The sequence below is a fragment of the Natrarchaeobius halalkaliphilus genome (assembly GCF_003841485.1).
Taxonomy (GTDB): domain Archaea; phylum Halobacteriota; class Halobacteria; order Halobacteriales; family Natrialbaceae; genus Natrarchaeobius; species Natrarchaeobius halalkaliphilus.
Map to the genome: position 1 here is coordinate 404,424 of NZ_REFY01000003.1, position 20,568 is coordinate 424,991.

The 20,568-nt window shown below is 60.2% G+C and carries 22 protein-coding genes and 1 tRNA gene; 14 read left to right on the top strand and 9 right to left on the bottom strand.

Annotated features, from left to right (window positions below):
* Window positions 1-35: 35 nt before the first annotated feature.
* Window positions 36-2,600 carry a heavy metal translocating P-type ATPase gene (locus EA462_RS08945; RefSeq protein WP_124178222.1) on the bottom strand — a complete coding sequence of 855 codons (2,565 nt, stop codon included), beginning with the start codon at window positions 2,598-2,600 and terminating at the stop codon, window positions 36-38.
* A gap of 197 nt (window positions 2,601-2,797) precedes the next feature.
* On the bottom strand, window positions 2,798-3,544 hold the full coding sequence (locus EA462_RS08950) for a helix-turn-helix domain-containing protein (RefSeq protein WP_124178223.1): 747 nt from the start codon (window positions 3,542-3,544) through the stop codon (window positions 2,798-2,800).
* Between the two features lie 59 nt (window positions 3,545-3,603).
* On the opposite strand from EA462_RS08950, the gene EA462_RS08955 reads away from it, so the two are divergent.
* On the top strand, window positions 3,604-4,062 hold the full coding sequence (locus tag EA462_RS08955; RefSeq protein WP_124178224.1) for a hypothetical protein: 459 nt from the start codon (window positions 3,604-3,606) through the stop codon (window positions 4,060-4,062).
* Window positions 4,063-4,123: 61 nt separating this feature from the next.
* Here the strand turns inward: EA462_RS08955 and EA462_RS08960 are convergent, their stop codons facing one another.
* Window positions 4,124-4,447, bottom strand: a complete 324-nt coding sequence (locus EA462_RS08960; protein ID WP_124178225.1) for a DUF5785 family protein — start codon at window positions 4,445-4,447, stop codon at window positions 4,124-4,126.
* A 102-nt stretch (window positions 4,448-4,549) separates the two neighbouring features.
* Here EA462_RS08960 and mvaD point away from each other — a divergent pair, with 102 nt between their 5' ends.
* Window positions 4,550-5,533: a phosphomevalonate decarboxylase MvaD gene (mvaD, locus tag EA462_RS08965; protein ID WP_124178226.1), complete on the top strand. Its 984-nt coding sequence runs from the start codon at window positions 4,550-4,552 to the stop codon at window positions 5,531-5,533.
* A gap of 93 nt (window positions 5,534-5,626) precedes the next feature.
* Here the strand turns inward: mvaD and fen are convergent, their stop codons facing one another.
* Window positions 5,627-6,604 (bottom strand): flap endonuclease-1, encoded by a 978-nt coding sequence (fen, locus tag EA462_RS08970; protein ID WP_124178227.1) that lies wholly within the window; start codon window positions 6,602-6,604, stop codon window positions 5,627-5,629.
* A 1,537-nt stretch (window positions 6,605-8,141) separates the two neighbouring features.
* Between fen and EA462_RS08975 the strand changes: the two genes are divergently transcribed.
* From EA462_RS08975 to EA462_RS08985, 3 genes are all read left to right on the top strand, one after another.
* On the top strand, window positions 8,142-8,582 hold the full coding sequence (locus EA462_RS08975; RefSeq protein WP_243641392.1) for a hypothetical protein: 441 nt from the start codon (window positions 8,142-8,144) through the stop codon (window positions 8,580-8,582).
* Window positions 8,583-9,113: 531 nt separating this feature from the next.
* Window positions 9,114-9,557 carry a hypothetical protein gene (locus EA462_RS08980; protein ID WP_124178228.1) on the top strand — a complete coding sequence of 148 codons (444 nt, stop codon included), beginning with the start codon at window positions 9,114-9,116 and terminating at the stop codon, window positions 9,555-9,557.
* Window positions 9,557-10,240: a hypothetical protein gene (locus EA462_RS08985; protein WP_124178229.1), complete on the top strand. Its 684-nt coding sequence runs from the start codon at window positions 9,557-9,559 to the stop codon at window positions 10,238-10,240. The genes EA462_RS08980 and EA462_RS08985 overlap by 1 nt, the downstream gene beginning before the upstream one ends.
* An 8-nt stretch (window positions 10,241-10,248) precedes the next feature.
* On the opposite strand, the gene EA462_RS08990 is transcribed toward EA462_RS08985, so the two are convergent.
* Window positions 10,249-10,923 carry a hypothetical protein gene (locus tag EA462_RS08990; protein ID WP_124178230.1) on the bottom strand — a complete coding sequence of 225 codons (675 nt, stop codon included), beginning with the start codon at window positions 10,921-10,923 and terminating at the stop codon, window positions 10,249-10,251.
* A gap of 138 nt (window positions 10,924-11,061) precedes the next feature.
* On the opposite strand from EA462_RS08990, the gene EA462_RS08995 reads away from it, so the two are divergent.
* Both EA462_RS08995 and EA462_RS09000 read left to right on the top strand, forming a co-directional pair.
* Window positions 11,062-11,619: a hypothetical protein gene (locus tag EA462_RS08995; RefSeq protein ID WP_124178231.1), complete on the top strand. Its 558-nt coding sequence runs from the start codon at window positions 11,062-11,064 to the stop codon at window positions 11,617-11,619.
* A gap of 153 nt (window positions 11,620-11,772) precedes the next feature.
* Window positions 11,773-12,327 carry a hypothetical protein gene (locus EA462_RS09000; RefSeq protein WP_124178232.1) on the top strand — a complete coding sequence of 185 codons (555 nt, stop codon included), beginning with the start codon at window positions 11,773-11,775 and terminating at the stop codon, window positions 12,325-12,327.
* A 62-nt stretch (window positions 12,328-12,389) separates the two neighbouring features.
* Here EA462_RS09000 and EA462_RS09005 read toward each other — a convergent pair.
* A tRNA-Ala gene (locus tag EA462_RS09005) sits at window positions 12,390-12,461 on the bottom strand.
* Between the two features lie 357 nt (window positions 12,462-12,818).
* Here EA462_RS09005 and EA462_RS09010 point away from each other — a divergent pair.
* Genes EA462_RS09010 through EA462_RS09025 form a run of 4 tightly spaced genes read left to right on the top strand, consistent with a single transcriptional unit; the run spans window position 12,819 to window position 15,551 of the window.
* Window positions 12,819-13,289 (top strand): 30S ribosomal protein S15, encoded by a 471-nt coding sequence (locus EA462_RS09010; protein WP_124178233.1) that lies wholly within the window; start codon window positions 12,819-12,821, stop codon window positions 13,287-13,289.
* A 9-nt stretch (window positions 13,290-13,298) separates the two neighbouring features.
* A complete protein-coding gene (locus EA462_RS09015) occupies window positions 13,299-14,555 on the top strand; it encodes an exonuclease (protein WP_124178234.1) in 1,257 nt (418 codons plus the stop codon).
* Entirely contained in the window at window positions 14,552-14,917 is a 366-nt protein-coding gene (locus EA462_RS09020; protein ID WP_124178235.1) for a KEOPS complex subunit Pcc1, read from the top strand. The genes EA462_RS09015 and EA462_RS09020 overlap by 4 nt, the downstream gene beginning before the upstream one ends.
* The gene (locus tag EA462_RS09025) at window positions 14,910-15,551 is read left to right on the top strand and encodes a 30S ribosomal protein S3ae (RefSeq protein ID WP_124178236.1); all 642 of its coding nucleotides are present in this window, start codon (window positions 14,910-14,912) and stop codon (window positions 15,549-15,551) included. The genes EA462_RS09020 and EA462_RS09025 overlap by 8 nt, the downstream gene beginning before the upstream one ends.
* A gap of 26 nt (window positions 15,552-15,577) precedes the next feature.
* Here the strand turns inward: EA462_RS09025 and truD are convergent, their stop codons facing one another.
* Window positions 15,578-16,954 carry a tRNA pseudouridine(13) synthase TruD gene (gene truD, locus EA462_RS09030; RefSeq protein WP_124178237.1) on the bottom strand — a complete coding sequence of 459 codons (1,377 nt, stop codon included), beginning with the start codon at window positions 16,952-16,954 and terminating at the stop codon, window positions 15,578-15,580.
* A gap of 129 nt (window positions 16,955-17,083) precedes the next feature.
* Between truD and EA462_RS09035 the strand changes: the two genes are divergently transcribed.
* Together EA462_RS09035 and EA462_RS09040 are read left to right on the top strand one after the other, a co-directional pair.
* The gene (locus tag EA462_RS09035) at window positions 17,084-17,305 is read left to right on the top strand and encodes a hypothetical protein (protein WP_124178238.1); all 222 of its coding nucleotides are present in this window, start codon (window positions 17,084-17,086) and stop codon (window positions 17,303-17,305) included.
* 162 nt (window positions 17,306-17,467) lie between these two features.
* Window positions 17,468-17,836, top strand: a complete 369-nt coding sequence (locus EA462_RS09040; RefSeq protein ID WP_207891646.1) for a DUF7344 domain-containing protein — start codon at window positions 17,468-17,470, stop codon at window positions 17,834-17,836.
* Window positions 17,837-17,959: 123 nt separating this feature from the next.
* Here EA462_RS09040 and pth2 read toward each other — a convergent pair whose 3' ends face one another.
* A complete protein-coding gene (pth2, locus tag EA462_RS09045; RefSeq protein WP_124178240.1) occupies window positions 17,960-18,298 on the bottom strand; it encodes a peptidyl-tRNA hydrolase Pth2 in 339 nt (112 codons plus the stop codon).
* A 167-nt stretch (window positions 18,299-18,465) separates the two neighbouring features.
* On the opposite strand from pth2, the gene dcd reads away from it, so the two are divergent.
* On the top strand, window positions 18,466-19,068 hold the full coding sequence (dcd, locus tag EA462_RS09050) for a dCTP deaminase (protein ID WP_124178241.1): 603 nt from the start codon (window positions 18,466-18,468) through the stop codon (window positions 19,066-19,068).
* A gap of 25 nt (window positions 19,069-19,093) precedes the next feature.
* Here dcd and EA462_RS09055 read toward each other — a convergent pair whose 3' ends face one another.
* Window positions 19,094-20,464: a tRNA(Ile)(2)-agmatinylcytidine synthase gene (locus tag EA462_RS09055; RefSeq protein WP_124178242.1), complete on the bottom strand. Its 1,371-nt coding sequence runs from the start codon at window positions 20,462-20,464 to the stop codon at window positions 19,094-19,096.
* Window positions 20,465-20,568 lie beyond the last annotated feature (104 nt).

Sequence of the window (20,568 nt, forward strand, 5' to 3'; positions counted from 1 at the left end):
CGATCTGACTTGCGGTCGCGAACCGACGGTTCAACTCACCGTTCGGTCTCGTTCGACTCGAGGTCCGCCGGCGTCTCGGGTTCGACGTCCGCGAGTCGCATCGCGTTGCCCGTCACACCGAGGCTCATCCCCATGTCCCCGATGAGGACCGCATGGATGACGGTGACGATACCGACCGGGGTTCCGGCGGCGAGGACGGCCTTCACCGCGAGACTTGCCCAGATGTTCTGTCGAATGACGTCGTTGGCCTTCCCAGAGAGTTCGTAGAGATACGGCAATCGAGTGAGATCGTCGCCCATCAGCGCCACGTCGGCGGTCTCGAGCGCCGTGTCGGTTCCCGCGGCACCCATCGCGATACCGACGGTCGCGGTGGCGAGTGCGGGGGCGTCGTTGATCCCGTCACCGACCATGGCGACGTGACCGCGTTCGTCCCCGCCAGTTCCGTGCTCGCGCTCGAGTCGGTCGATCCACTCGAGTTTCTCGTCGGGGAGCAACTCGGCGTGGTACTCGTCGATGCCGACCTCGGCCGCGATCGCACGGGCGGTCCCCTCGTTGTCGCCGGTGAGCATGACGACGCCGACGCCCTGATCCTGCAGTCGCGAGACGGCCCACTTCGCTTCCGGCCGGACCCGATCCGAGACGGCGACGATCCCGAACGGCTGGTCGGCGGTTCCGACGATGACGACCGTCTTCCCCTCGGCCTCGAGTCTCGGAAGGACGTCCTCGAGCACGTCGAGACAGCCCGCGCGGTCGCACTGAGACGTCGACTCGTAGCCCATCGACTCGAGCGTCACCCCTCCGTCGGTCGTCGCGTGGGCGTGAGAGAGGTTCGCCAGCCCGTCGAAGAGATCGGGTTTACCGACGTAGTGTGTCGTGCCATCGATCTCCGCGCGGACGCCCTCGCCGGTCAGCGCCTCGAACTCGTTGATGCGGATGTCGTCCGTCGAGACGCCGCGTTCGTCCGCGTAGCCGACGATCGCGCGTCCGACGGGGTGTTCGCTCCGGTCTTCGACAGCGCTCGCCCGCCGGAGTACGTCGTCCTCGTCGGCTCCCTCGAGCGGAATCACGTCGGTGACCGAGAGGTCGCCCTCGGTCAGCGTTCCCGTCTTGTCCACCGCGAGGACGTCGCTGTCGCCGACGGCCTCTAAGTGACGGCCGCCCTTGATGAGGACGCCGTTTCGTGCGGCGCTCGTGATGCCCGAAACCACGCTGACGGGCGTCGAGATCACGAAGGCACAGGGACAGGCGATAACGAGCAGCGTCAGCCCCCGCAGGAACCAGGTGTTCCAGGACGCGCCGGCGAGAAGCGGCGGACCCACCGCAAGTCCGACCGCGAGGACGACGACGATCGGCGTATAGACGCTCGCAAACCGGTCGACGAACTGCTCGCGTTTCGTCTGCTCGCGTTCTGCGTCTTCGACGAGCCGAACGATCCGGGCGATCGTCGAGTCGTCGGCCTCGCGGTCGACCGAAATCTCGAGATACCCCGATTCAGCGATCGTACCGGCGTACACCTCGTCGTCCGCCGCCCTGTCGACGGGAACGCTCTCACCGGTGATCGGTGACTGGTCTACGGCGCTTTCACCCGCGAGAACGACGCCATCGGCGGGAATCTTCTCACCCGGTCGAACCACCACGACGTCGCCGACCTCGAGGGCCTGGACCGGAACCGTCTCCTGACTGCCGTCTTCGCGCCGAACGGTCGCCGTTTCGGGGGAGAGATCCATCAGCTCGCGCAAGGAGTCCCGAGCACGATCCATCGAGAATCGCTCCAACAGTTCAGCGACGGAGAACAACACGGCCAGCATCGCCCCTTCGAAGGGGTGGTGTGCCGCGACGCTGGCGACGATACCCACGCTCATCAGGAAGTCGATGTCCAGACTCCGATTGCGAACGGAGTAGTACCCGTTGCGAATGATCGGCGTGCCCGCGATCACCACAGCTCCGATGAACAGAAGATGCGAGAGGGCGTACGTTCGCCCGGCGACGCTCGCCAGCGCCGGATCGAGAGCGGGAACGACGAACTTCAACGCCATTCCGGCGGTCACGAAGACGGCACCGATCGCGGTAGCGACCGCGCGACGGCTCGTCAGGATGGTCCGCTTTTCGATGAGTCCGTCGTCGTGTTCGCCGTGGAAGGTCGCCTCGTATCCGGCGGACTCGATCGCGCCGGTGATCGCGCTCCGATCGATTCCGTCGGTGACGGCGACGGTGACGCGTCCAGACGCCGGCTGGGTTTCGATTCTCTCGAGATCCTCGAGGCCATCGAGTGCGTTCTCGACCTTCGACGCACACGAGGCACAGTCCATATCGGGGACCGAAAGCGTCAGTTCGGATTCGCCGGAGTCGACTTCGTAACCGGCCGCCCGAACACGCTCGCGGACTTCGTCTTCGCTCGCGAGCGCCGGATCGTACTCGACGAGCAATCGCCCGCTCGTTACCCGCGGCTCGAGATGGTCGATGCCCTCGAGCCGTTCGACGCTGTTCGTCACTTTCCCGGCACAGGACGGACAGTCCATGTCGGGGACCCGAAGCTCGAGCCGACGAGTCGTGCTCGTGGTTCCCGGCCGGGGAGAAGCCGACGGATCGGAATCGCTCATTACCGCTCCGTAATCACCGAGTGACTATACAGGTTATTTGGCGTGCGCTAACTCTATCGTTGCAGAGTGCCAATCGAGCCACACTCCGACGGAATCTTCTCGTCCCAGGCCGTCTCATACGGTTTGCTGTGACTTTTTACCGGAGCGACCGCGAGCCGTCCTGCGGTCGCTCCGGTAACGACTTACAGTAGACCGTCTCAAAGGGACGCAGCGAGCCCGTCGATCGGTTCGGATCCGTCGACGAACGTCGTCGCAAGCGTCGCCTCAGCTCGACGGAGGCGATACGAAAGCGTCGATCGCGGCACGTCCAGTCGGTCTGCGAGATCGGAGAGTTCGATCGCTCTCGGCGTCTCGTAGTAACCGTAGTCGACTGCGGCGCGAAGGGCGTCCCGCTGCTCGTCGGGGAGAGTCTCCTCGGGTTCGATGCCGGCACGCTGGGGATCGAGTTCCGTCAATCGGAGCATCTCCATTCCCGTACACTCGCCGACTTCCTCGCCCAGCGCGTCGAAAAACTGGTGGATCGGTGCCTCGTTCCCGAGAACGATTCGCCACCGGTATCTGCGGCCCTCGCGGTAGGTCTCGAACAGCAGTCCGTCACCGAGATGCTCGAGGGCGACGTGGGGCACCGACGTACAGACGGAGGTCCGCTCCCAGTACGTGTAGACGACGAGGGTGTCGTTGGACCGATCGAGAACCTGAACCTCACAATCCGCGCCACAGTCGTCCTTGACGAGACAGTCCGCGAAGTAGTCGGCGTTCTCGTAGGCGCGCTCGAGCGCCTCGAGGGCCTCACCGGATCCGCTGGCGTGGTCGACCCGCCAGAGACTGTCCGCGCTGACGTGACACGACAGCGATCGGATCGACGTGTCGGGGTAGTCGGCAAGTACGTCTGCGACCGGATTTGTCCCCGGATCGTACTCGAGGGCGAAGACGAATTCTCGCATGGTTCTAGAGAGGGGAGGACGCATCAAATGGTTTCCTCCTCGGCGTCGTAGCTCGGACAATGACCGAGCCGGCCGACTCGAGTGAAACGAGCGGGTTCCGTGATTTCTGGTCGTTTTACCGACGGTACACGGCTACGGCCGTCCACACAGCCGCAACAGCGGGACTCGCGATTTTCGGCCTCCTCGTGTTCGTCGATCCGCTCTTTGCGGTGGTCGCGATCGCCTGTTATCTCGCTCCACCGATCGTCTTGTACGTCCGGACCGACGAGCCGACGTATCCGCAGGCATCCGATCCGAGCACGAACGCCAGCGGACGTGAACTCGACACTGAAGCCGACCCGGTCGCTGATGAGATGACCGAAACCGCTGTCAACGGCGTTTCTGAGTCGACCATATCAAATACCGACACCGACAGCGACAACGGTGATAGCGACACCGACAGAGACAACGGTGATACCGACACCGACAGCGACACCGATTCTGACAGCGATGACCGTGATGCCGACTCCGATGGCTGATCGGTCGGTTCGAGGAAGTCGATGACTGCTCGAGTCGGATCGATCCGAAACGGATTCGTTTTCAGGCGCGCTTTTTCTCGGGATCGGCTCCCTGTGGGTGATAGTCCCAGAAGTCACCGGCACGCATCGCCGCACCGACGGCCTTGTGCATATCCGTGATCGTCTCGAACTCCGTCTCCTCGACGTACTCGAAAATTTCGCTGAGCGGGACGACCGTCTCGTAGTTGATTCGGATCGGGTCGTCTCCATACTCGGCGACGAACTCGTCGCGCTCGAGCGGGAAGTCCGCCTCTTCGTCGACCTTCTTGGCGATGATCGCCATATCGTACTTTCGTCCACCCTCGCTGCCCTCCTCGCCGTCCGGATCGTGGGGCCACTCGCTCATACGCTGACGTGTGTGTGGCTCGCGCAAAAGGGTTTCTCTCCGCTTCCAGACGCACGCTCGAATGCCGTGACCTTTAAGCAGCCTTCACTCACGTGTGAGGGTATGAAAGCAACCGCGATGGCCCATCCGATTCAGGGGCTGATCAAGTATCACGGGATGCGCGACGATATCGAACGCCTCCCGTATCACGACAGCATCAGTCTCTGTACCGCGCCGAGTCACACCCGGACGACCGTCGAGTTCTCGATGGAGTACGACGAGGACACGTTCGTCGTCGACGGCGAGGAACTCGACGGGCGCGCGTACGAACGCGTCGAAGCCGTCGTCGAGAAGGCCCGCTCGCTGTCGGACGCCGCACACACGGTGTATCCCGTTCGTCTCGAGAGCGAGAACAGCTTTCCCTCGAACGTCGGACTCGGCTCGTCGTCGTCTGGCTTCGCTGCCGCGGCGGTTGCACTCGCTGAGGCGGCGGAACTCGACCTCTCGCTGTCCGAAATTTCGACGATCGCCAGGGTCGGCTCGGCGTCGGCCGCCAGGTCGGTGACCGGCGCGTTCTCGCAACTCGATTCGGGATTGAACGACGATGACTGTCGGTCCCGCCGCCTTCCGACGAATCTCCACGAAGATCTGAAGATTATCGTCGGGCTGGTTCCCTACCACAAAGAGACCGAAGACGCCCACCAGGAAGCCGCGGAAAGTCACATGTTCGACGCCCGGATGGCACACGTCCACGACCAGCTGGTGGAGATGCGAGACGCGCTCAGAGCCGACGATTTCGAACGCGCGTTCGATCTCGCAGAGAAGGACTCGCTGTCGTTGACGGCGACGACCATCACCGGGCCCTCGGGATGGATCTACTGGCAGCCGGCGACGCTGAAGATATTCAATCGGGTCCGCGAACTTCGCGAGGAAGAAGAGATTCCGGTTTACTTCTCGACAGACACCGGCGCGACCGTCTACGTCAACACCACTGAAGACCACGCCGAGTACGTCGAGGAAGAAATCGCAGATTGTGGCGTCTCGACGACGACGTGGGAAGTCGGCGGTCCGGCGCGCCTGCTCGAGGATGACGACCACCTGTTCTAGAGTCGAACTGTCTTTCGGTCCACGCGCTTTTCGATCTCGCTGACGTCGTCGCAGAGCGCAGGTGACGAATCGAGTCCCGAGACGCGAGGAAGGTCACGTCCAGCGATCGAGTCCCGTCTGCGTGAGGCTCTCCTCGATGCGCTCGAAGCCGCGTTCGACCTCCCCGGCGTCGACGTTCCACTCGTCGGTGACGTACTCTCGAGCCGCCTCGATATCCGGGTCGAGCGACGGTTCGACGTCGTAGTCGTCGGTCACGTTCGGCTGTCGGAAAAGCTGTCGAACGCGGTCGCCGTACTCGATGCTGTCACCGCGGGCCTCGAGGACGCTCCAGAGGTCGCCGTGTTCCGTGATCTCCGCGATGGCCGTCTTCGGACCGATTCCCGACACGCCGTCGTTGAAGTCGGTCCCGATGAGAATCGCGGCGTCGATGAGTTGCTCGAGGGTGAACTCGTGGTGATCGAGGGTCGCCTCGAGGTCCATCGACTCGGGATTTCCCTTGCTGGTAAGCTGGCGCAGCGTCAGCGGCGCACCAAAGAGCAGCGCATCGTAGTCCTCCGATCCGACGTACTCTGCGTCGCCGCGACGGGCCATGTGTGCCGCCTGTGCTTCCCCCTCCGCGGGGGCTTCGACGATCGGAACGTCGAGCAATCGGAGGAGCTCGCGGCTGGTCTCCTGGATCGTCGGCGTCAGCCGCTGGGTACGCGACTCGAGTTGGGCGATCGCGACCGCATCACCCTCCTCGCGGGCGACCTCGAGTTGTTCCTCGTACGTCTGGCGTTGTTCGCGTCGGGACTCGATCTCGTCGGCTTTGAGTTCGGAGGGGCCACCGTCGAACACCATAACCGGCGTAACGTCGTTCTCGAAGAACTTCGGGAGTCCCTGAACGATTCCGATCAGGTTGGCGACTTCCGTTCCATCACCCGTCGTGTATTTCTCGCTGTTCGTCCACTTTACCGTTGTCGTCAGGTACCGGTAAAGCCAGTTGTGTGCGTCGACGGCGACGACACCTTCGATCTCCTCGAAGGGAACCTCTTCGATCACGGCGATATCCCGGAGCGCAGCGTTTCCCATTGCAGTGGTCTTCGCAGGAGTGGGATTTGAATCGTTGGCTTCCGGCGTGGCCGGGACCCGTCCGGATTATTCGACCTCGTGTTCCATCACGTAATCGCACTCCCACTCGTCTGCAGACCACGGGAACCGAGTCAACGTCTCGGAACGATCACTGTCGCTTACAGTTACCTCGCTATATTATTGATCCGCGTGCAGGCTGTACCTCGTCAGCGTATTCGTTGACGTTGATATCCAGCCTTCCACCAAGTTCCGGTAAGACAGTGGCAGTCGAGAGATCGAGTACGACTCGTTCTGGTTCATCGCCTGGCTGGGCCAGCATCTCGTGACCAATATAAGCGACGGGAATATTGACGAAATCGGCACGTCCGGTGTGATTCGATAATTACGCACGAACAGTTCCGCGTTGTGACTTCGATGAAGTCTATTCTGTAAGAGAGAAGTTCTCAGCCGAAAAGTGGGGAGTCCAGCCGTTTCGAAGGTCCTACCTCGGGGTAGAGAACCCTCTCCATGGCTTTAATTCCGAGTGGACTCGCCGCGCGGGCAACTGAAATCCGCCGTCATGGGCAATCGCAGTACGGAGGTGGCGGATCGTGATCCGACACCGCCTGGCTTCCTATGGTCGAACGGGTGATGAAAATCTCTCGGAAACCATCCGGACGAAGCCGTCGTCGAACTTGTCCCCGCGAGTCGACTGTACGACGTCGAAAGCGGATTCGTCACCGTCCATCCCGCTTTGCAAGCGACCGACGAACAGGTTCGTCGCGCGCTCGAGAATCGAGGTGAGTCGGCTTGACCTCCTTCCAAGACGATGGTTCTACTCGACGCGAGTGCAGAAAAGGGGCGACTGCATCGGTTCATCTGAGCGCTCGGAACTCGTTCGGCCCACAGGAGCAACGCTCTGTTCCGATAGGGCGAATACTCCCATCCGAGAGTTGTTTCGCTGCATATGACGAATTGCAGCGGTTGCACACGCCCACAACGCGGCTGTGGTCGCGCAAGACAATCACCCCGCTCGGTGTTGTGCATGAGTCTAACTTCAACCCCTATGAGAACGCACGTGTAAGTCGACGAGAAGCGATATTCACGATCCCGAACCGGTCGCGAACGATCGATTCTCCGAAGGAGTCGATCGGTCTCGAAAAGCGTCCGAACGAGACGCTCTACAACGAGATCGACCACTCGTGGTCACAGCTCAGACACCGAAAGTTCGCGAGCGTATCTCCTCGCTCACGTACTTCTCTAGTTCTCCCCAGCCATCGCCACACGCCGGACAGCGGGCGTTCATTCCCACTCTGTTTAGCGACCCGACCCGTTTCGGTACCGTCCCTGAACGTTTTGGTATTCCGAGCGGTGCACAACTCTCCCGTCTCGACCATCGGACGCGCTACACCAGAACCGTTCCCGAGGACGGTGATTCTCGATGAGTCGTCTCGTCGAATCGGACGAGTGCGACCGGTGTGATGCGTCCGTTCCAGCAACGCGTCGTCTCTGTCCTGCGTGCGCTCGAGAGGTTCGGCGCGCTCGAGGTGGGTCCGCTGTGAGTTCTCGAGCGTCCGCCCTCGAGAGTCCGAAGGCCAGCGGTGCCGCTCTCGAGGCGCACCTGATTCAGTCGATCGAGGCGCTCGAGTACGCCGGTGACCGAACGGCGACCTGGTACGACGCGCGGACGACGACAATTCTCGAACCGAGTTCGTCATTGCTGTTCTTTGGCATCGTTCTCGTCGAGCCGGACGTCCCGGTCGAGATCAAAGGCTGCCAGATCGAGACGAGTGACGGAAGCCGGTCGACTCGAGGGCGCTTCTACGTCAAACGTGACGCCCACGAGCAACTGATCGAGCACCAAAATCGCTCGAGCCGCGATCTGTGGCGGCATCGTCCGAGCGACTTCCTTCGTTCGCGTCGACTCACCTTCGACAGCGTCCTCTCGATTGACTTCGACGGTCTCAACGCTGTAAATCCACGGATCAAGGTTCTTTAGCCCTTTCACCCATCCTTGGTCGTTCTTGTAGAGCTGCGCTTGCTCACAGTAGTAGTCGGAGGTCAACGCCCATGGGCGAAGTGACACCCAATAGTGGACGACAGCAACGTGTAGCGTCGTTTTCGCCTGCTCGAGAATGTCCGAATCTTGCTGTCTCGCCATCGTCTCGTTGAATTTTCGGAGGGCAAGGCGTGTTTCTCGAGCTGCCTGTTGTGTATCTCGGACTACTAAACCAGTATTGTTTGTTTGCACAACTACCGCTTTCAAATTACCTCCCTTATACATTCGGTTAGTACGACCAATAGGGCTACGATGATCGAAAACTATGAGGGGGCTTCAATCGTTAACATAATTATTTTTATGTTCCAGGAAAAATTTTAATATAGTACCTATTGTGGTAGTGTCATAGTTGTTGAAAAAACCAGCAGAAGGACGGTATTGAAGGTAGTTGGAGGAACCACGGCTCTGAGCGGGACAAGCTTAGCTACTGGTCAACGGCCAGAGAAAGATTTCGCAGGAATTGCGTACAATATGAAGACCGGTGACGTGCTCGAAGAGATGACGGCAACAATTGAGAACAGAAGAGCAAAGCTGAGTGGAGATCTCCGATTTCATCGATCACCATCTGTGTTGACAGAGAACTCATTAACCATTAGCAGTAGCAATCTCATAAGTCAAGAGACGAATGCATTCCCACAAGTGACTGACGAACGCTTTGATAAGGATGTTGGACGAGAAGCGGTATCTCACTTTGCCACGAGCATAGATGATGGCGATGAGAATTCCCCACCTGTGAGAATACAAGCGAGCTCAGTCGGCAATGCAGGGGTATCCGGGATTATCAAGCCAACATTTGACCGAAAGGATAGATTTGGGTTCCTATTGGAACCAATATCGAAGAATGAGCGAAAGGGGCAGGTAATAGATGAAGTTGAGACACAAATAATCAGGCTCTTTTCAGGAGGTGATCAGTAATGCCTCCAACTGATGGGAATGATGTCGGCGTAGCAAAATATGATTCCTACTATGATTCCTCTCCAGCAGTAGGTGATAACTATGAACTACACCTCGCGGTTACGGGCGCCGACGATAAGCCCGGGTACGGACACGGTTATTATGAGGTTCCAGATGGTAATCGAAATAGATTTTATGTGGCAAGCTGGTGGGATAACCAACCTGAAATAGAGTGTGAAGATTGTCGTTGCGCTGGCTGTTGTACATGGACGGCGACTGGATCAGCGGTGAACATTTATACGGGTATCACCTCAAAAAACCCTGGCGGTGTGGCTGATTTCGAAGCATATTATCCGAATTCGATCACTCAAGATGAACGAGAATATCCAATTACAGTTAGTGTTTCACTAGGCCATATTCTTGGAATTTCTGTCGGGTTTGATACTAGTGAAGGGGATGATGTTACTTATGATCCGTATGATAAGCTAGAATACGACATGGGTTTATATGGTGATCAACCAGACTCTCAAGAAGAATCTGCAGGATTCGAAACAGACATCGCAGGGGATGGTTCTGCATATGACGATGATTGGGTTCATTTTGACGCATATACTGAGTTTGACTATCAAATAGGGTGTACATCTCTAGTACCGGTCTCAACAGACGAATTTAAATTTGAGGTACCACTGGCCTTGACGGTTTAGAACAGACATTATTGCCCTCGCCACTGCCACGCTATTACAATTGCACAGAAACCTAGTAGAAAAAGAGTAAGACGGATAGGAATAATATGCTGATGAGGGCTACCCCTGTGAGAAACCTGACTTACATAGTACACTTCTCCCTCGTGTTCAATTGGAACTTGTCTCTCAAATTCGGGAATTGTCTTATCGATAAGAGTAATCGATCCGGTGTCAACAGCCTCTTTAACTTCCACTGAAGTTTGATTACTTGAAATTGAAGTATGATTGAGTGCTTCTGCTGTTGTTACTTGTTCATGAGTTAATACTGTTTCCTGGTTTGTGATTTCTTCTCTTGGCAAATAAAAGTCCCCGTCGAAACTAACAATCGAATATTTCCTCCAACTATTGCTATAATATCCCAGTTGATCTTCTGATTCTATTTCAATTGTCCCATTATATTTTACATCTCCTTCCGCCATTATTTTTTCTTCAAGTACACATGAGCGCTCATTTCCGCACCGAAGTGTTTGGTCTGAAAATCTAACAACTGATCCTGCGATAGTTTCATTTTCAATTGGAGCCACTTCGTACGTGATTTCGGTCCCTACCCCATCAAGTGAATGGGGCGAAAAATAGACCGGATTTAAAAGCAATCCAATCCCTACAAGCAATAGAATAGTGGCTTTGGTGTCTCTAGATACCATAATTCAATTCATATGTGTGGATAATAATATCTTTCGATCCTCGTCAAAATACACAAGAGCTGTTCAGGTATGGTCACAAAATTAATGTTATAATAGGTTCGGGAAGTTTAAGTACAAGCGTTTGACCACACCGCGGGCATGGCTACATCAAGCCAGACCGCTGACGAGATCGAAATCGAGGTGGCGCGTCCGACCGAAGAGCAGAGTTTCAAGGAACGGATCGCAGACGTCGCGACCGTCGGAGGCATTTCTGGTGCGGGAGACGCCGCGATCGCGGCGAACGAACACGCCGAAGAAGTGGCGGATCAGCACTTCGACAACGTGCTGATCAACGGTATCATGACCGTCCTTATCGGCGGGATTCTCCTCACGCTAGCGGGGGTGATCATCACCGACTTCGTCGAGATCATGCCGGAGGAAGGCTTCATGGATCAGGGTGATATCACGTCGCCGCTCTCGACGGCGCTGGGACTGACGGCAATTTCCCTCGTTGTTCCTGTCGTCGCTGGCGTCGTTGCGTTGCTGATGGGGTCGTTCGGCGGCTTCATGGGTACGGCGGTGGAATCGGCGCTCGAAAACGCTAACGCGGCCTCAGTGATTTTTTATGAAGCCCACGGGAACGCTGGCATCGCTGATACTCGTTGCTGTCCTGGCAGTAACCACAACCATCGCACCGTCCGGGTTTTACGCAGGTGACGAAGAGGCAACCGACGTCGAATACGCACTCTTCGGAACCTTCGAATCTCTCTCGGCACCGCTGTTCGGTGCGCTGATTCTGCTGCTGTTTGCCGTTTTCGTCCTGGCGATCGCAATCACCGCTCGAGACAGCACGTACGGAGGCGGTGGCCGATGATCTGGCCCGTATTCCTCTCCCTGTTCTGGGCGGGAATCGCCACAGCGTACGTCTCGGTCGTCCGTCGAGAGGTCGAGCTGCTGTTCGCCGGGCTCTCGTTTCTGTGCTGGCTCGGCGTCGCGTTCTCGTCGACGTCGATCCAGGTCGCGGTCGGAGAGTCGCTCGAAACCGTCGGCGAGCCGGGACTGACCGCGACCACTGGCCGAAGCCCGATCCAGGGAGTCGCCCGCCGGCCGCGAGGAAAACCCGAATCGCTCGGCTCGAAAGACAGCGAGTACGTCGATACGATCGTCGAGGCCGACAAGATACACGAGCGGTGGGAGTCCTGGCTCGAGACGGACTTCAGCAAGGACTTCCCGCTGGCGAAGTATCCTGGCGGTCACGCCGAAGACGAGGAGCTACTGGTGCTGAACCGGATGGACATGTTCCTGGATCGCCACTACGACCGGCGTACGGGCCGAGAAGATGGAACAGCGACGAAAATTCATCGCAGACCTGTAACTGAACATGACACACAATTAGCGCGGAGAACGCGTCGACTCAGTCAGTGACAACGAAAACCCTGAGAGAACGGAATTCGTAGGGCAGCGGGCATGAAACCCTTTTTCGTTAATGGACTCGCCGGGATTTGAACCCGGGGCCTCTCCCATGCCAAGGGAGTGATCTACCGCTGATCTACGAGCCCGCGTTCGCAGTTGCTGGTTTCCCGGGAGAACAGATAAACCCCTCGAAACGCTCGAGACCCTGCAGATACTCGCATGCGAACGAGTAACTGGCGGGCTGGAACTGGTGAACGTGACTAGCGGTACGGACAGCCGGAGGCGTTCTATCGGTTCTCGAGGTGGCCACTGGTGTGGACGCTGGAGTGCGTCTAGAAACTCTTTAGTTGGTTCCGAAGAAAGCAGTGGTGGGAAGCGCACGGCCGCAAATCCGACTCGTCGTTCACTCTTTCGAACGGCTTGGGATTGCGGAAGTGCACCGACAGCCCGCTGTTGGGCCGTCGCACGTCTCGAGCGGTCAGTGCGGTTCCTATCCTCGAACAATGGCACGAATGCACACACGCCGTCGCGGCTCGTCCGGTTCGGACAAGCCAACGGCAGACGAACCACCGGAGTGGAGCGACGTCGACCCCGAGAAGATCGAACAGCGGGTCGTCGAACTGGCAGGACAGGGTCACGATCCAAGCCAAATCGGGATCAAACTGCGTGACGAAGGCGTGACCGGGGTTCCCGTCCCGGACGTCAAGCTGGCGACTGGAAAGAAAATCACGCGAATTCTCGAAGAGAACGATGCCGATCCAGCGGTTCCTGAAGATCTTCGAAACCTGATGGAGCGCGCGGTGGGTCTGCGCGACCACATCCGAGAGAATCCACAGGACTACCAGAACAAGCGCGCCCTGCAGAACACCGAGTCGAAGGTGCGCCGACTGGTCGAGTACTACCGTGGCGACGAACTCGATCCGGACTTTGCGTACTCCTACGACGTCGCAGCGGAGATCATCGACGAGAACTAATCGACCGATATGTCCACAGAGGGCCGTCCCGCCGGCGCGACGTACGCCGTTTCGGATCTCGAGAGCGCGAGCTTCGTCAGGCTCGTAACGAGAGCCGACGGCGACGCGCTCGCTGCGAGCGGTCTCGTGGCGAGGGCGCTCACAGCCCGCGGAACGCCGTTTCAGCTGACCGTCGGCCGGACGGTTGCGGAGCGAACCCGTCGGGTAGAGACGGCGACGGAACACGTGGCGGGGGCGCACGATCTAACAGTCGCCGTCGGCGCGGTTGATGCGGACGTCAGCCGGCTCGACGTCGACGATCGACCGGCCACGCTCGCCGCCGTCGACCTCGTTCGCGACCTCGAGGCGACGCCGGATCCGGATCCGATACTCGCGCTGGCTGGTCTCGTCGCTGCAGGCGTCGACCCCGGTGCGGGCGAAAGCGAGTGGATCCTCGAGACTGCACGCGATCGGGGGCTCGTCGAACGTCGGCCTGGTGTCGCGGTTCCGACCGCGGATCCCGTCGATGGGCTGGCACACTCGACGCGCCTTCGTGCGCCGTGGTCGGGGGATCGCGACGCGACGCACGAGGCGCTGAAGAGCGTCGGCGTCGAGACGCCGACTGAGCTCGACGCTGACGATCATCGAGCGATCGGGTCGCTCGCGGCACTCGACGTCGTCGGTGCGGACGAGACGTCTGATGTCGCCGCGAAGTCGATTCAACGCGTTCTACGACCCTACGCAACGCCGGACGCTCCGTTCGAGACGCTCGGTGGATACGCCGACGTTCTCGAGGCGACAGCCCGGAGCGAGCCGGGGACGGGCGCAGCGCTGGCGATGGGCCACGATGCTCGCGAGCCGACGTGTTCGGTCTGGCGTGAGTACGGCCGAACCGTCCACGCCGGGTTGGATCGTGCGTCGACGGGCCGGTACGACGGACTGTTCGTCGTCGATATCGACGACGGTCCGGTCGAAGCGGCCGCGCGAACCGTCGTGGCGTATCGCTCGCCCGAACCGGTCGTCCTCGCGGTCGGCAACGGCGAGGCCGCGATCGCGACTCGAGGCGGTGGTGCTGTTGGACCGACGGTCGAACGGATCGCTCGTGAACTCGAGGGTGCGTTCGATGGTTCGGCCGGGGGAGAACCCGGAGCGACGGCGGTCGACGACCGTCCCGACGAGGCCGGCGTCGAGTACGACGTGGGCCACCACCGCGGGTATCTGCGGTACGACCCGTCCGTGGACGAGTCGACGATCATCGCAATCGTTCGGGAGGTGAGCCGGCAATGAGCCGTCGACCGACCGATCCGGCGACGAGCCGACGAGCGACGATCCGAACGAGAAACGACGATCCCGAACTCGTCGCACGGGCATTGCGTCCAGATAACACCGACGAGATGGAGACGGATGTCGAGCACAGTGGCGCCACCGGCCGTTCCGAAAGCGGTACCGAACGTGCTGGCAGGGTCGTCACACGGATCGAACGCGAGTCGACTGCCGGACTGCAGTCGACGGTCGACGATTACGTAGTCAATCTCGCAGTCGCGATCGACGTCGCCCACGGTGGACGAGATGAACAGTGCGGAAAACCGACGGACGCGGGCGAAGTGTCCGATAACGAATCAGAATACGACACAATACACGATGAGTGAACGATCAGTTTCACGTGCGAAACAGGAGAAGCGGTGGTACACCGTCCTGGCACCGGAGCAGTTCGACCGCCAGGAACTCGGAGAGACACCCGCAGACGAACCCGAGAAAGTCTACGATCGAACGGTCGAGACGACGCTCGGTGAACTAACGAACAACGCGAGCGAGAACAACACGAAACTCACGTTCAAGGTGACCGACGTCGGCAGCGACTCGGCGTACACGGAGTTCAAAGAGCACTCGCTGACCCGCGACTACCTGCGTTCGCTGGTCCGACGCGGTGCCTCGAAGGTCGAGGCGTACGTCACCGTTCTCACGACCGATGACTACCGCGTCCAGATCCAGCCGGTCGCGTTCACGACCAAAAAGGCCGACGCGAGTCAGGAAAAGGCGATCCGTGAAACGATGGTCGAGATGGTCGAGTCCGCCGCCGAAGAGCGAACGTTCGAGGAGCTGATCTCAAGCATCGTCGAGGGACGGCTCTCCTCGGCAATCTACGGCGAAGCCAAGACGATCTATCCCCTTCGACGCGTCGAGATACAGAAGTCGACGCTCGAGGCCCACCCCGACGAGGTCGCAGAGGAAGAGGCGACCTCCGTCAACGTCGACGAAGAAGACGTCGCGACCGACGACTAACGGACGAACGAACGCCGTTTTCGATTTTATCCGAGATCCACCGGATCGGTCTTCAGGAACTCCCGCAAGACGACCGTGGCGTAGGAACCTTTCGGCAAGGAAAACGAGAGGGAGAGCGGATCCCGTTCGAGATCGATTCCGGTACGAACGAGGATCGCACGGCGGGTTCCACTCGAGTGGAACTCGTCAGGAAGATCGAAATCTGCAGGATCGAGGTCGAGGTCAGCGAGGACGGCCCGTTCGATCTCACCCTGTTCGCCGTCAGCGAGGTCGGTGTCGGTGCCGACCAGGGGGGCAGTCACGAACGCTCGCCCGCGTTCGCAGTGGCGGGTCACTGCCTCGACTCGACGGTCGTCGACGCGCTGGCTGCGGTCCGTATCCGGCAACTCGAGGCCTTCGGGCGCGTCCGTGTCGGAAAAACAGACCATGTCACCGGCGACGGGTCGTTCGAAGGGGAGACCGCGTTCGAGACGCTCGCTCACCATCAGGTTGAACGCGTACGACTGGGCGGCATGGACGAACAGCCGCTGGAGATTGGATGGGAGTCGCTCGAGGGCGGCACGGAACGTCTCCTCGTCGGGATCGCCGGCACACTCGGTGAGTTCGTGGAGCATCGAGCGTTCGTATCGCAACCGGTTCGGAAACCGCTCGAGAGCTTCCTTCCAGTCACGGGTTTCCTCGACGAACGTCCGTGCGTCTTGCGTTCCGTCGGGTTCGGCGTCGGTCGGATTGCCGAGGTAGGCCATCACTGCACCCTCCCAGTCGCCTCTGACGATCTCGAGTCCGACTGCGTGTGTGACCGGGCGACGGCTGCCAAAGCGCTGCTGACCGAAGAAGTTGGGGACGCCGATCGGCGTCGAACCACCGGCGTCTCTCCCGTCACTGTCCGGGCCGCTTCCGCCGCCGAAGCCGCCGAAATCCCGAAGTTCGTCACCGATCTGGGAGGCGTTCTCCGGGTGGTCGGGACCGCTCACGACGATCTCGAAGCCGTTTCCCGCGAGATCTCCGAACTCGAGGCGTCGTCCCGCCCGCCCGAGAACCTCGAGATCCGCGCCGTCGACGGACGGAAGCGCCGACGGGTCCGTACCGTACACCGAAAACAGTTGCGTGGTCACGGCGTACTTGTCCTTCGTGCCGGCCCAGTTGACTCGCTCCCGGGAGATGCCGAGGGCATCGGAGAGTCGTGAGGCGAAGTCGTTCGTATCCCAGCCCCGAAGCGTTGCACGAAAGACGAGATGCGGGTATGCGTCGGTCGAGGCCCCGACCGGCTCTGTCGAGAACCGCTCGAGCTCGCGGACGCGAAAGTGGTCATCGTCGTCACGTAGGCGGCCACCGACTCCGTCGACGTCGCTGACGTAGTATTCCATGCCGACGGCCTGTTCCGTGAGATGGGCTGGGCGCATGCTGAGTACCGACAGTTCGGGTGCCGGGATTAAATCGGTTCGTTCTCGAGCCCACCGGACGATACGGTTATTAGCGTCGGTTGCCTCTCGGCGTCAAGAGATCGAGCATACCTGATTCTCTCCCCTGACATGGACTCAAATCACACCTCATCACCTCCAACCGACGCGACCGAACGATTCGAACGGGATCTGGAGGAGCTTATTACGACGGCCTTCGCACGCGGCGCTGCAGTCGAAGCGACGTGGATGGTTACGACCCCCGTGGCCGATGCTCCGGACTGGTCGATTACGATCGAAAAGGAGTACTCGAGAACCGAGTCCGGGTTCGAACCCCGATTTCTCGAGGAATAGTCACTCGGCACTGATCAGTCGAAATGACTCTTTGTTTTTCCTATACAAATGAAACAAAAAAGACTATATGCTCTTGCGGATACCAGTATCTGTACTCAGCTGAAGTCGCCATGCGAGACGTGCCGATCCCGGGGAGCCGTGTAGGTGAAGTACGGAGTCAGTATGAAGCCCCAGACAGAAAATCCTAACGACGGTGAGACGCCCTCAGTCGCCTCGACGGATCTGTTCGTCGCGTTTTCGGCGGAACGACGTCAACACGCGCTCGCTTATCTGGCACAGAAACCAGCGGCGATTCCGCTAGGTGATCTCGCAGAGTATCTCACCCTTGTGGAAGGTGACCCCTCCTACGACCGATACGAACGCGTGCTAACCGATCTGTATCACAATCACGTACCCAAGCTGGTCGACGCCGGTATCGTCACCTACGAGCGAGAAACCGAGCTCGTGGCTCTCTCGGTCACTCGTCGGGTCCTCTCGCCGTATTTGCAGCTTGCAGAGTTGGAAACGGTATCGTCGGCTTCGAACGACTAGCGGACCGCCGGAAGTCAGTCTTTCTCGAGCATTCGACGACGATCTCTCACCGGAGTGTACGACCGTGAGGTGGTCGGGTCCGACCCGTCTCAGCATCAATCGTAATCCGAGTCGCTCGGCCGATTAAAAGAGCGAAAGTTCGCCGGTAACCGCGTCGACGCGATCATCACCGGCCGGGCCGACTGCCAGCGCAGTGACGGTTCCGGGCTCGAGTTGCGTGTGACCGGCGTCGCGGACGAGCGCGTTCGGGATTCCCTCGCTATCAGCGATCGCGGAGAGTTCGTGGAGCTGACGTTCGCTGTCGCCTTTGAGAACGACCTTCTTCTGGCCGTTTCGTTTCCACTGATCGCGAAGCTGGCTGTCGGCCTTCTCGGAGGCCGACAGTGAGGCGTGGGCGACCTGTGCCGCGAGCTTTCCCTGGCCCATCCCGATGTCCGTGCGGGCGACGATGGCCTGTTTCATAGAACGGACGACGCGACGCCGGGCTATAATCCCGGTGATCCGACGTTCGCTCTCGGTGACTCGGTTTCACGTCTCGACGACACGGCCTCGCGTTCGGGACGGCGTCGCGAGTCCGCGGCCGGAACGTTTCGGTAGGTTTTACGAACGCTGGTGCGACTGCTACCGTAATGATCCTCTCCGACGCGGACATCCTGGACCGTCTCGATAACGGCGATCTCGTCGTCGACCCCCTCGACGACCTCGAGTTGCAGATTCAGCCCGCGAGCGTCGACTTGCGACTGGGACGGGAGTTTCTCGAGTTTCAGCGCACGAACATTCCCTGTATCCATCCGAACTCCGAACGGGAAGTGGACGAGTACGTCACCGAGACGGTCGTCGAGAACGGGGACGATTTTATACTCCATCCCGGGGATTTCGTTCTGGGGACGACCCACGAGCGCGTCGAGATTCCGGCGGATTTGATCGCACACGTAGAGGGACGGTCGTCGCTGGGACGGCTCGCCGTCGTCGTCCACGCGACGGCCGGTCTCTGCGATCCGGGCTATCGTGGCCAGATCACGCTCGAGCTTTCGAACCTCGGCTCAGCGCCCGTCGCGCTCACTCCCGGCATGCGAATCTCGCAGCTCACGTTTACGGAGCTCAGGACGCCTGCCGAGCGACCCTACGGGAGCGACCGCGGCTCGAAGTATCAGGATCAGGACGGCCCGCAGGCCTCGCGCATCCAGAGCGACGACGAATTCGGCGGCGACCAACTCGAGCGGGACGAGTGACGAAGCGGCGGCCTCTCGCGTTCTATCAGCGCTCCGGATGAACCGGTGCGTCGAAGCCGCCTCGAACGAGCGGCTTTGCGATGTGTCGGCGCGCACACGGTGGAACCTCGTACCATCCGTTCTCGAGGTCGCGCTCGACACCGATCACCGACTTCTTCGACGCGGTCGTCCCGCAGTCTCGACAGCGATACCCCTGTCCGCGGCCGGCGCTCTCCATCGTTCGCTCGCAGTCGGGACAGACCGGTGTCACGCTCGCGGTCGTCACGAGGCCGCGAACGGCGACCTTCTCGAGTTTGAGCGTTCCGCGCGACACCTCGCCGCAAGCGGTGATCCGGTCGCCGGTCCTGAGCGCGCGGATCCGATCACGAAATCGCTTGGTCGGCTCGAAGGCGGCACACTCGAGGATCGGGCCGTCGACCCCTGCGGTTGAGTTCGCGGAACGGTCGGCGTCGTTGCGTGGCTCGACGAGGTCGAAGAAGACGTGTCCGCCGCGGCGGGTCTCGGGGTCGCTCGCGACCCGTCCCTCGAGTCGGTAGGCGTGGCCGTCGCGAACGTCGGCTATCGCGCCGTCCTGGAGGTGTGCGTCCGTTCCCTGATTGGTGACGAACAGCTGACTCGAGGCGACGGGTTCGCCGTCGATTCGTCGCGCGACCTTTCGAACGGTTTCCGGATCGTCGCCGCGGATTCCGTACAGGATCGGTCCCGGCGTGTGTGGAACGCAGACGGGTTCGTTCTCGCCGCGGTCGACCGTATCCCACGCCGCGGGATAGCCCGCCTCGGCCGCGTCGAAGACGCTTCCGACGTCGACGTTTCGGGGAGTCCCCCAACGGTTCTGATTCCGGTAGCTAATGTGCTCGTAGGTCCACTCGGAACGCCCGCGCCAGCTTCCGATCGCGGCCAGTGCGCCGATGCGACCGCGACCGTCGCCGGACGACCAGGACCGATAGCCGTGGCGCTCGATCAGCGAGACGGCGTCGTCGATCTCGAGGTGTTCGCGAACGGCCCGTCGGGCGAACCGGACCACGTCCTCGGGGATCGACCCTGATCCCGTCGGTTCGTGGCTGGCGAACTCGAGGGGACAGTCGGCCACGACTAGTCCCGGATTCGTCCGCTCGTCGCCGGTCACGGCGAGCGATTCGAGTCGCTCACGTGCGACAGCGAACGCACGGTCGGGATCACAGTCGGTGTGAATCGCGAGGGCCGCGTTCCCTCGCGTCTTGTATTCGACTGCAGGGTTGAGTCTCACGAGACACAATCGCGGCTCATCCCCCCTCTCGTTCGGCTGGTCGGTCGTCGAGGGCTCCCGTTTCAGTCGCGCAGCGACGCTCGCAGCGACGTAGGTCGTACACATCCCGTGCTCTCGAGAGTCCGTATCGTCGAGGCCGACGACGGTCATCGTCGACTCTTATCGGTGGATCGAGTAACCCCTTTCGAACGATCGTGCGGACCGTTCTAGCAACTACGCTGATACGCTTTGCTGACTGAATCGACATCCGTCTG

What these genes read in the sequence shown, in the direction of transcription:
- mvaD (WP_124178226.1), top strand. Translation starts at nt 4,550, where the DNA reads ATGAAAGCAACCGCGATGGCCCATCCGATTCAGGGGCTGATCAAGTAT.
- EA462_RS09020 (WP_124178235.1), top strand. Translation starts at nt 14,552, where the DNA reads ATGAGCCGTCGACCGACCGATCCGGCGACGAGCCGACGAGCGACGATC.
- dcd (WP_124178241.1), top strand. Translation starts at nt 18,466, where the DNA reads ATGATCCTCTCCGACGCGGACATCCTGGACCGTCTCGATAACGGCGAT.
- pth2 (WP_124178240.1), bottom strand. Translation starts at nt 18,298, where the DNA reads ATGAAACAGGCCATCGTCGCCCGCACGGACATCGGGATGGGCCAGGGA.
- EA462_RS08995 (WP_124178231.1), top strand. Translation starts at nt 11,062, where the DNA reads ATGGCTACATCAAGCCAGACCGCTGACGAGATCGAAATCGAGGTGGCG.
- EA462_RS08990 (WP_124178230.1), bottom strand. Translation starts at nt 10,923, where the DNA reads ATGGTATCTAGAGACACCAAAGCCACTATTCTATTGCTTGTAGGGATT.
- EA462_RS08985 (WP_124178229.1), top strand. Translation starts at nt 9,557, where the DNA reads ATGCCTCCAACTGATGGGAATGATGTCGGCGTAGCAAAATATGATTCC.
- EA462_RS08945 (WP_124178222.1), bottom strand. Translation starts at nt 2,600, where the DNA reads ATGAGCGATTCCGATCCGTCGGCTTCTCCCCGGCCGGGAACCACGAGC.
- EA462_RS08950 (WP_124178223.1), bottom strand. Translation starts at nt 3,544, where the DNA reads ATGCGAGAATTCGTCTTCGCCCTCGAGTACGATCCGGGGACAAATCCG.
- truD (WP_124178237.1), bottom strand. Translation starts at nt 16,954, where the DNA reads ATGCGCCCAGCCCATCTCACGGAACAGGCCGTCGGCATGGAATACTAC.
- EA462_RS08955 (WP_124178224.1), top strand. Translation starts at nt 3,604, where the DNA reads ATGACCGAGCCGGCCGACTCGAGTGAAACGAGCGGGTTCCGTGATTTC.
- EA462_RS09015 (WP_124178234.1), top strand. Translation starts at nt 13,299, where the DNA reads ATGTCCACAGAGGGCCGTCCCGCCGGCGCGACGTACGCCGTTTCGGAT.
- EA462_RS09025 (WP_124178236.1), top strand. Translation starts at nt 14,910, where the DNA reads ATGAGTGAACGATCAGTTTCACGTGCGAAACAGGAGAAGCGGTGGTAC.
- EA462_RS09055 (WP_124178242.1), bottom strand. Translation starts at nt 20,464, where the DNA reads ATGACCGTCGTCGGCCTCGACGATACGGACTCTCGAGAGCACGGGATG.
- EA462_RS09035 (WP_124178238.1), top strand. Translation starts at nt 17,084, where the DNA reads ATGGACTCAAATCACACCTCATCACCTCCAACCGACGCGACCGAACGA.
- EA462_RS09000 (WP_124178232.1), top strand. Translation starts at nt 11,773, where the DNA reads ATGATCTGGCCCGTATTCCTCTCCCTGTTCTGGGCGGGAATCGCCACA.
- EA462_RS08960 (WP_124178225.1), bottom strand. Translation starts at nt 4,447, where the DNA reads ATGAGCGAGTGGCCCCACGATCCGGACGGCGAGGAGGGCAGCGAGGGT.
- EA462_RS09040 (WP_207891646.1), top strand. Translation starts at nt 17,468, where the DNA reads ATGAAGCCCCAGACAGAAAATCCTAACGACGGTGAGACGCCCTCAGTC.
- EA462_RS09010 (WP_124178233.1), top strand. Translation starts at nt 12,819, where the DNA reads ATGGCACGAATGCACACACGCCGTCGCGGCTCGTCCGGTTCGGACAAG.
- EA462_RS08980 (WP_124178228.1), top strand. Translation starts at nt 9,114, where the DNA reads ATGAAGACCGGTGACGTGCTCGAAGAGATGACGGCAACAATTGAGAAC.
- fen (WP_124178227.1), bottom strand. Translation starts at nt 6,604, where the DNA reads ATGGGAAACGCTGCGCTCCGGGATATCGCCGTGATCGAAGAGGTTCCC.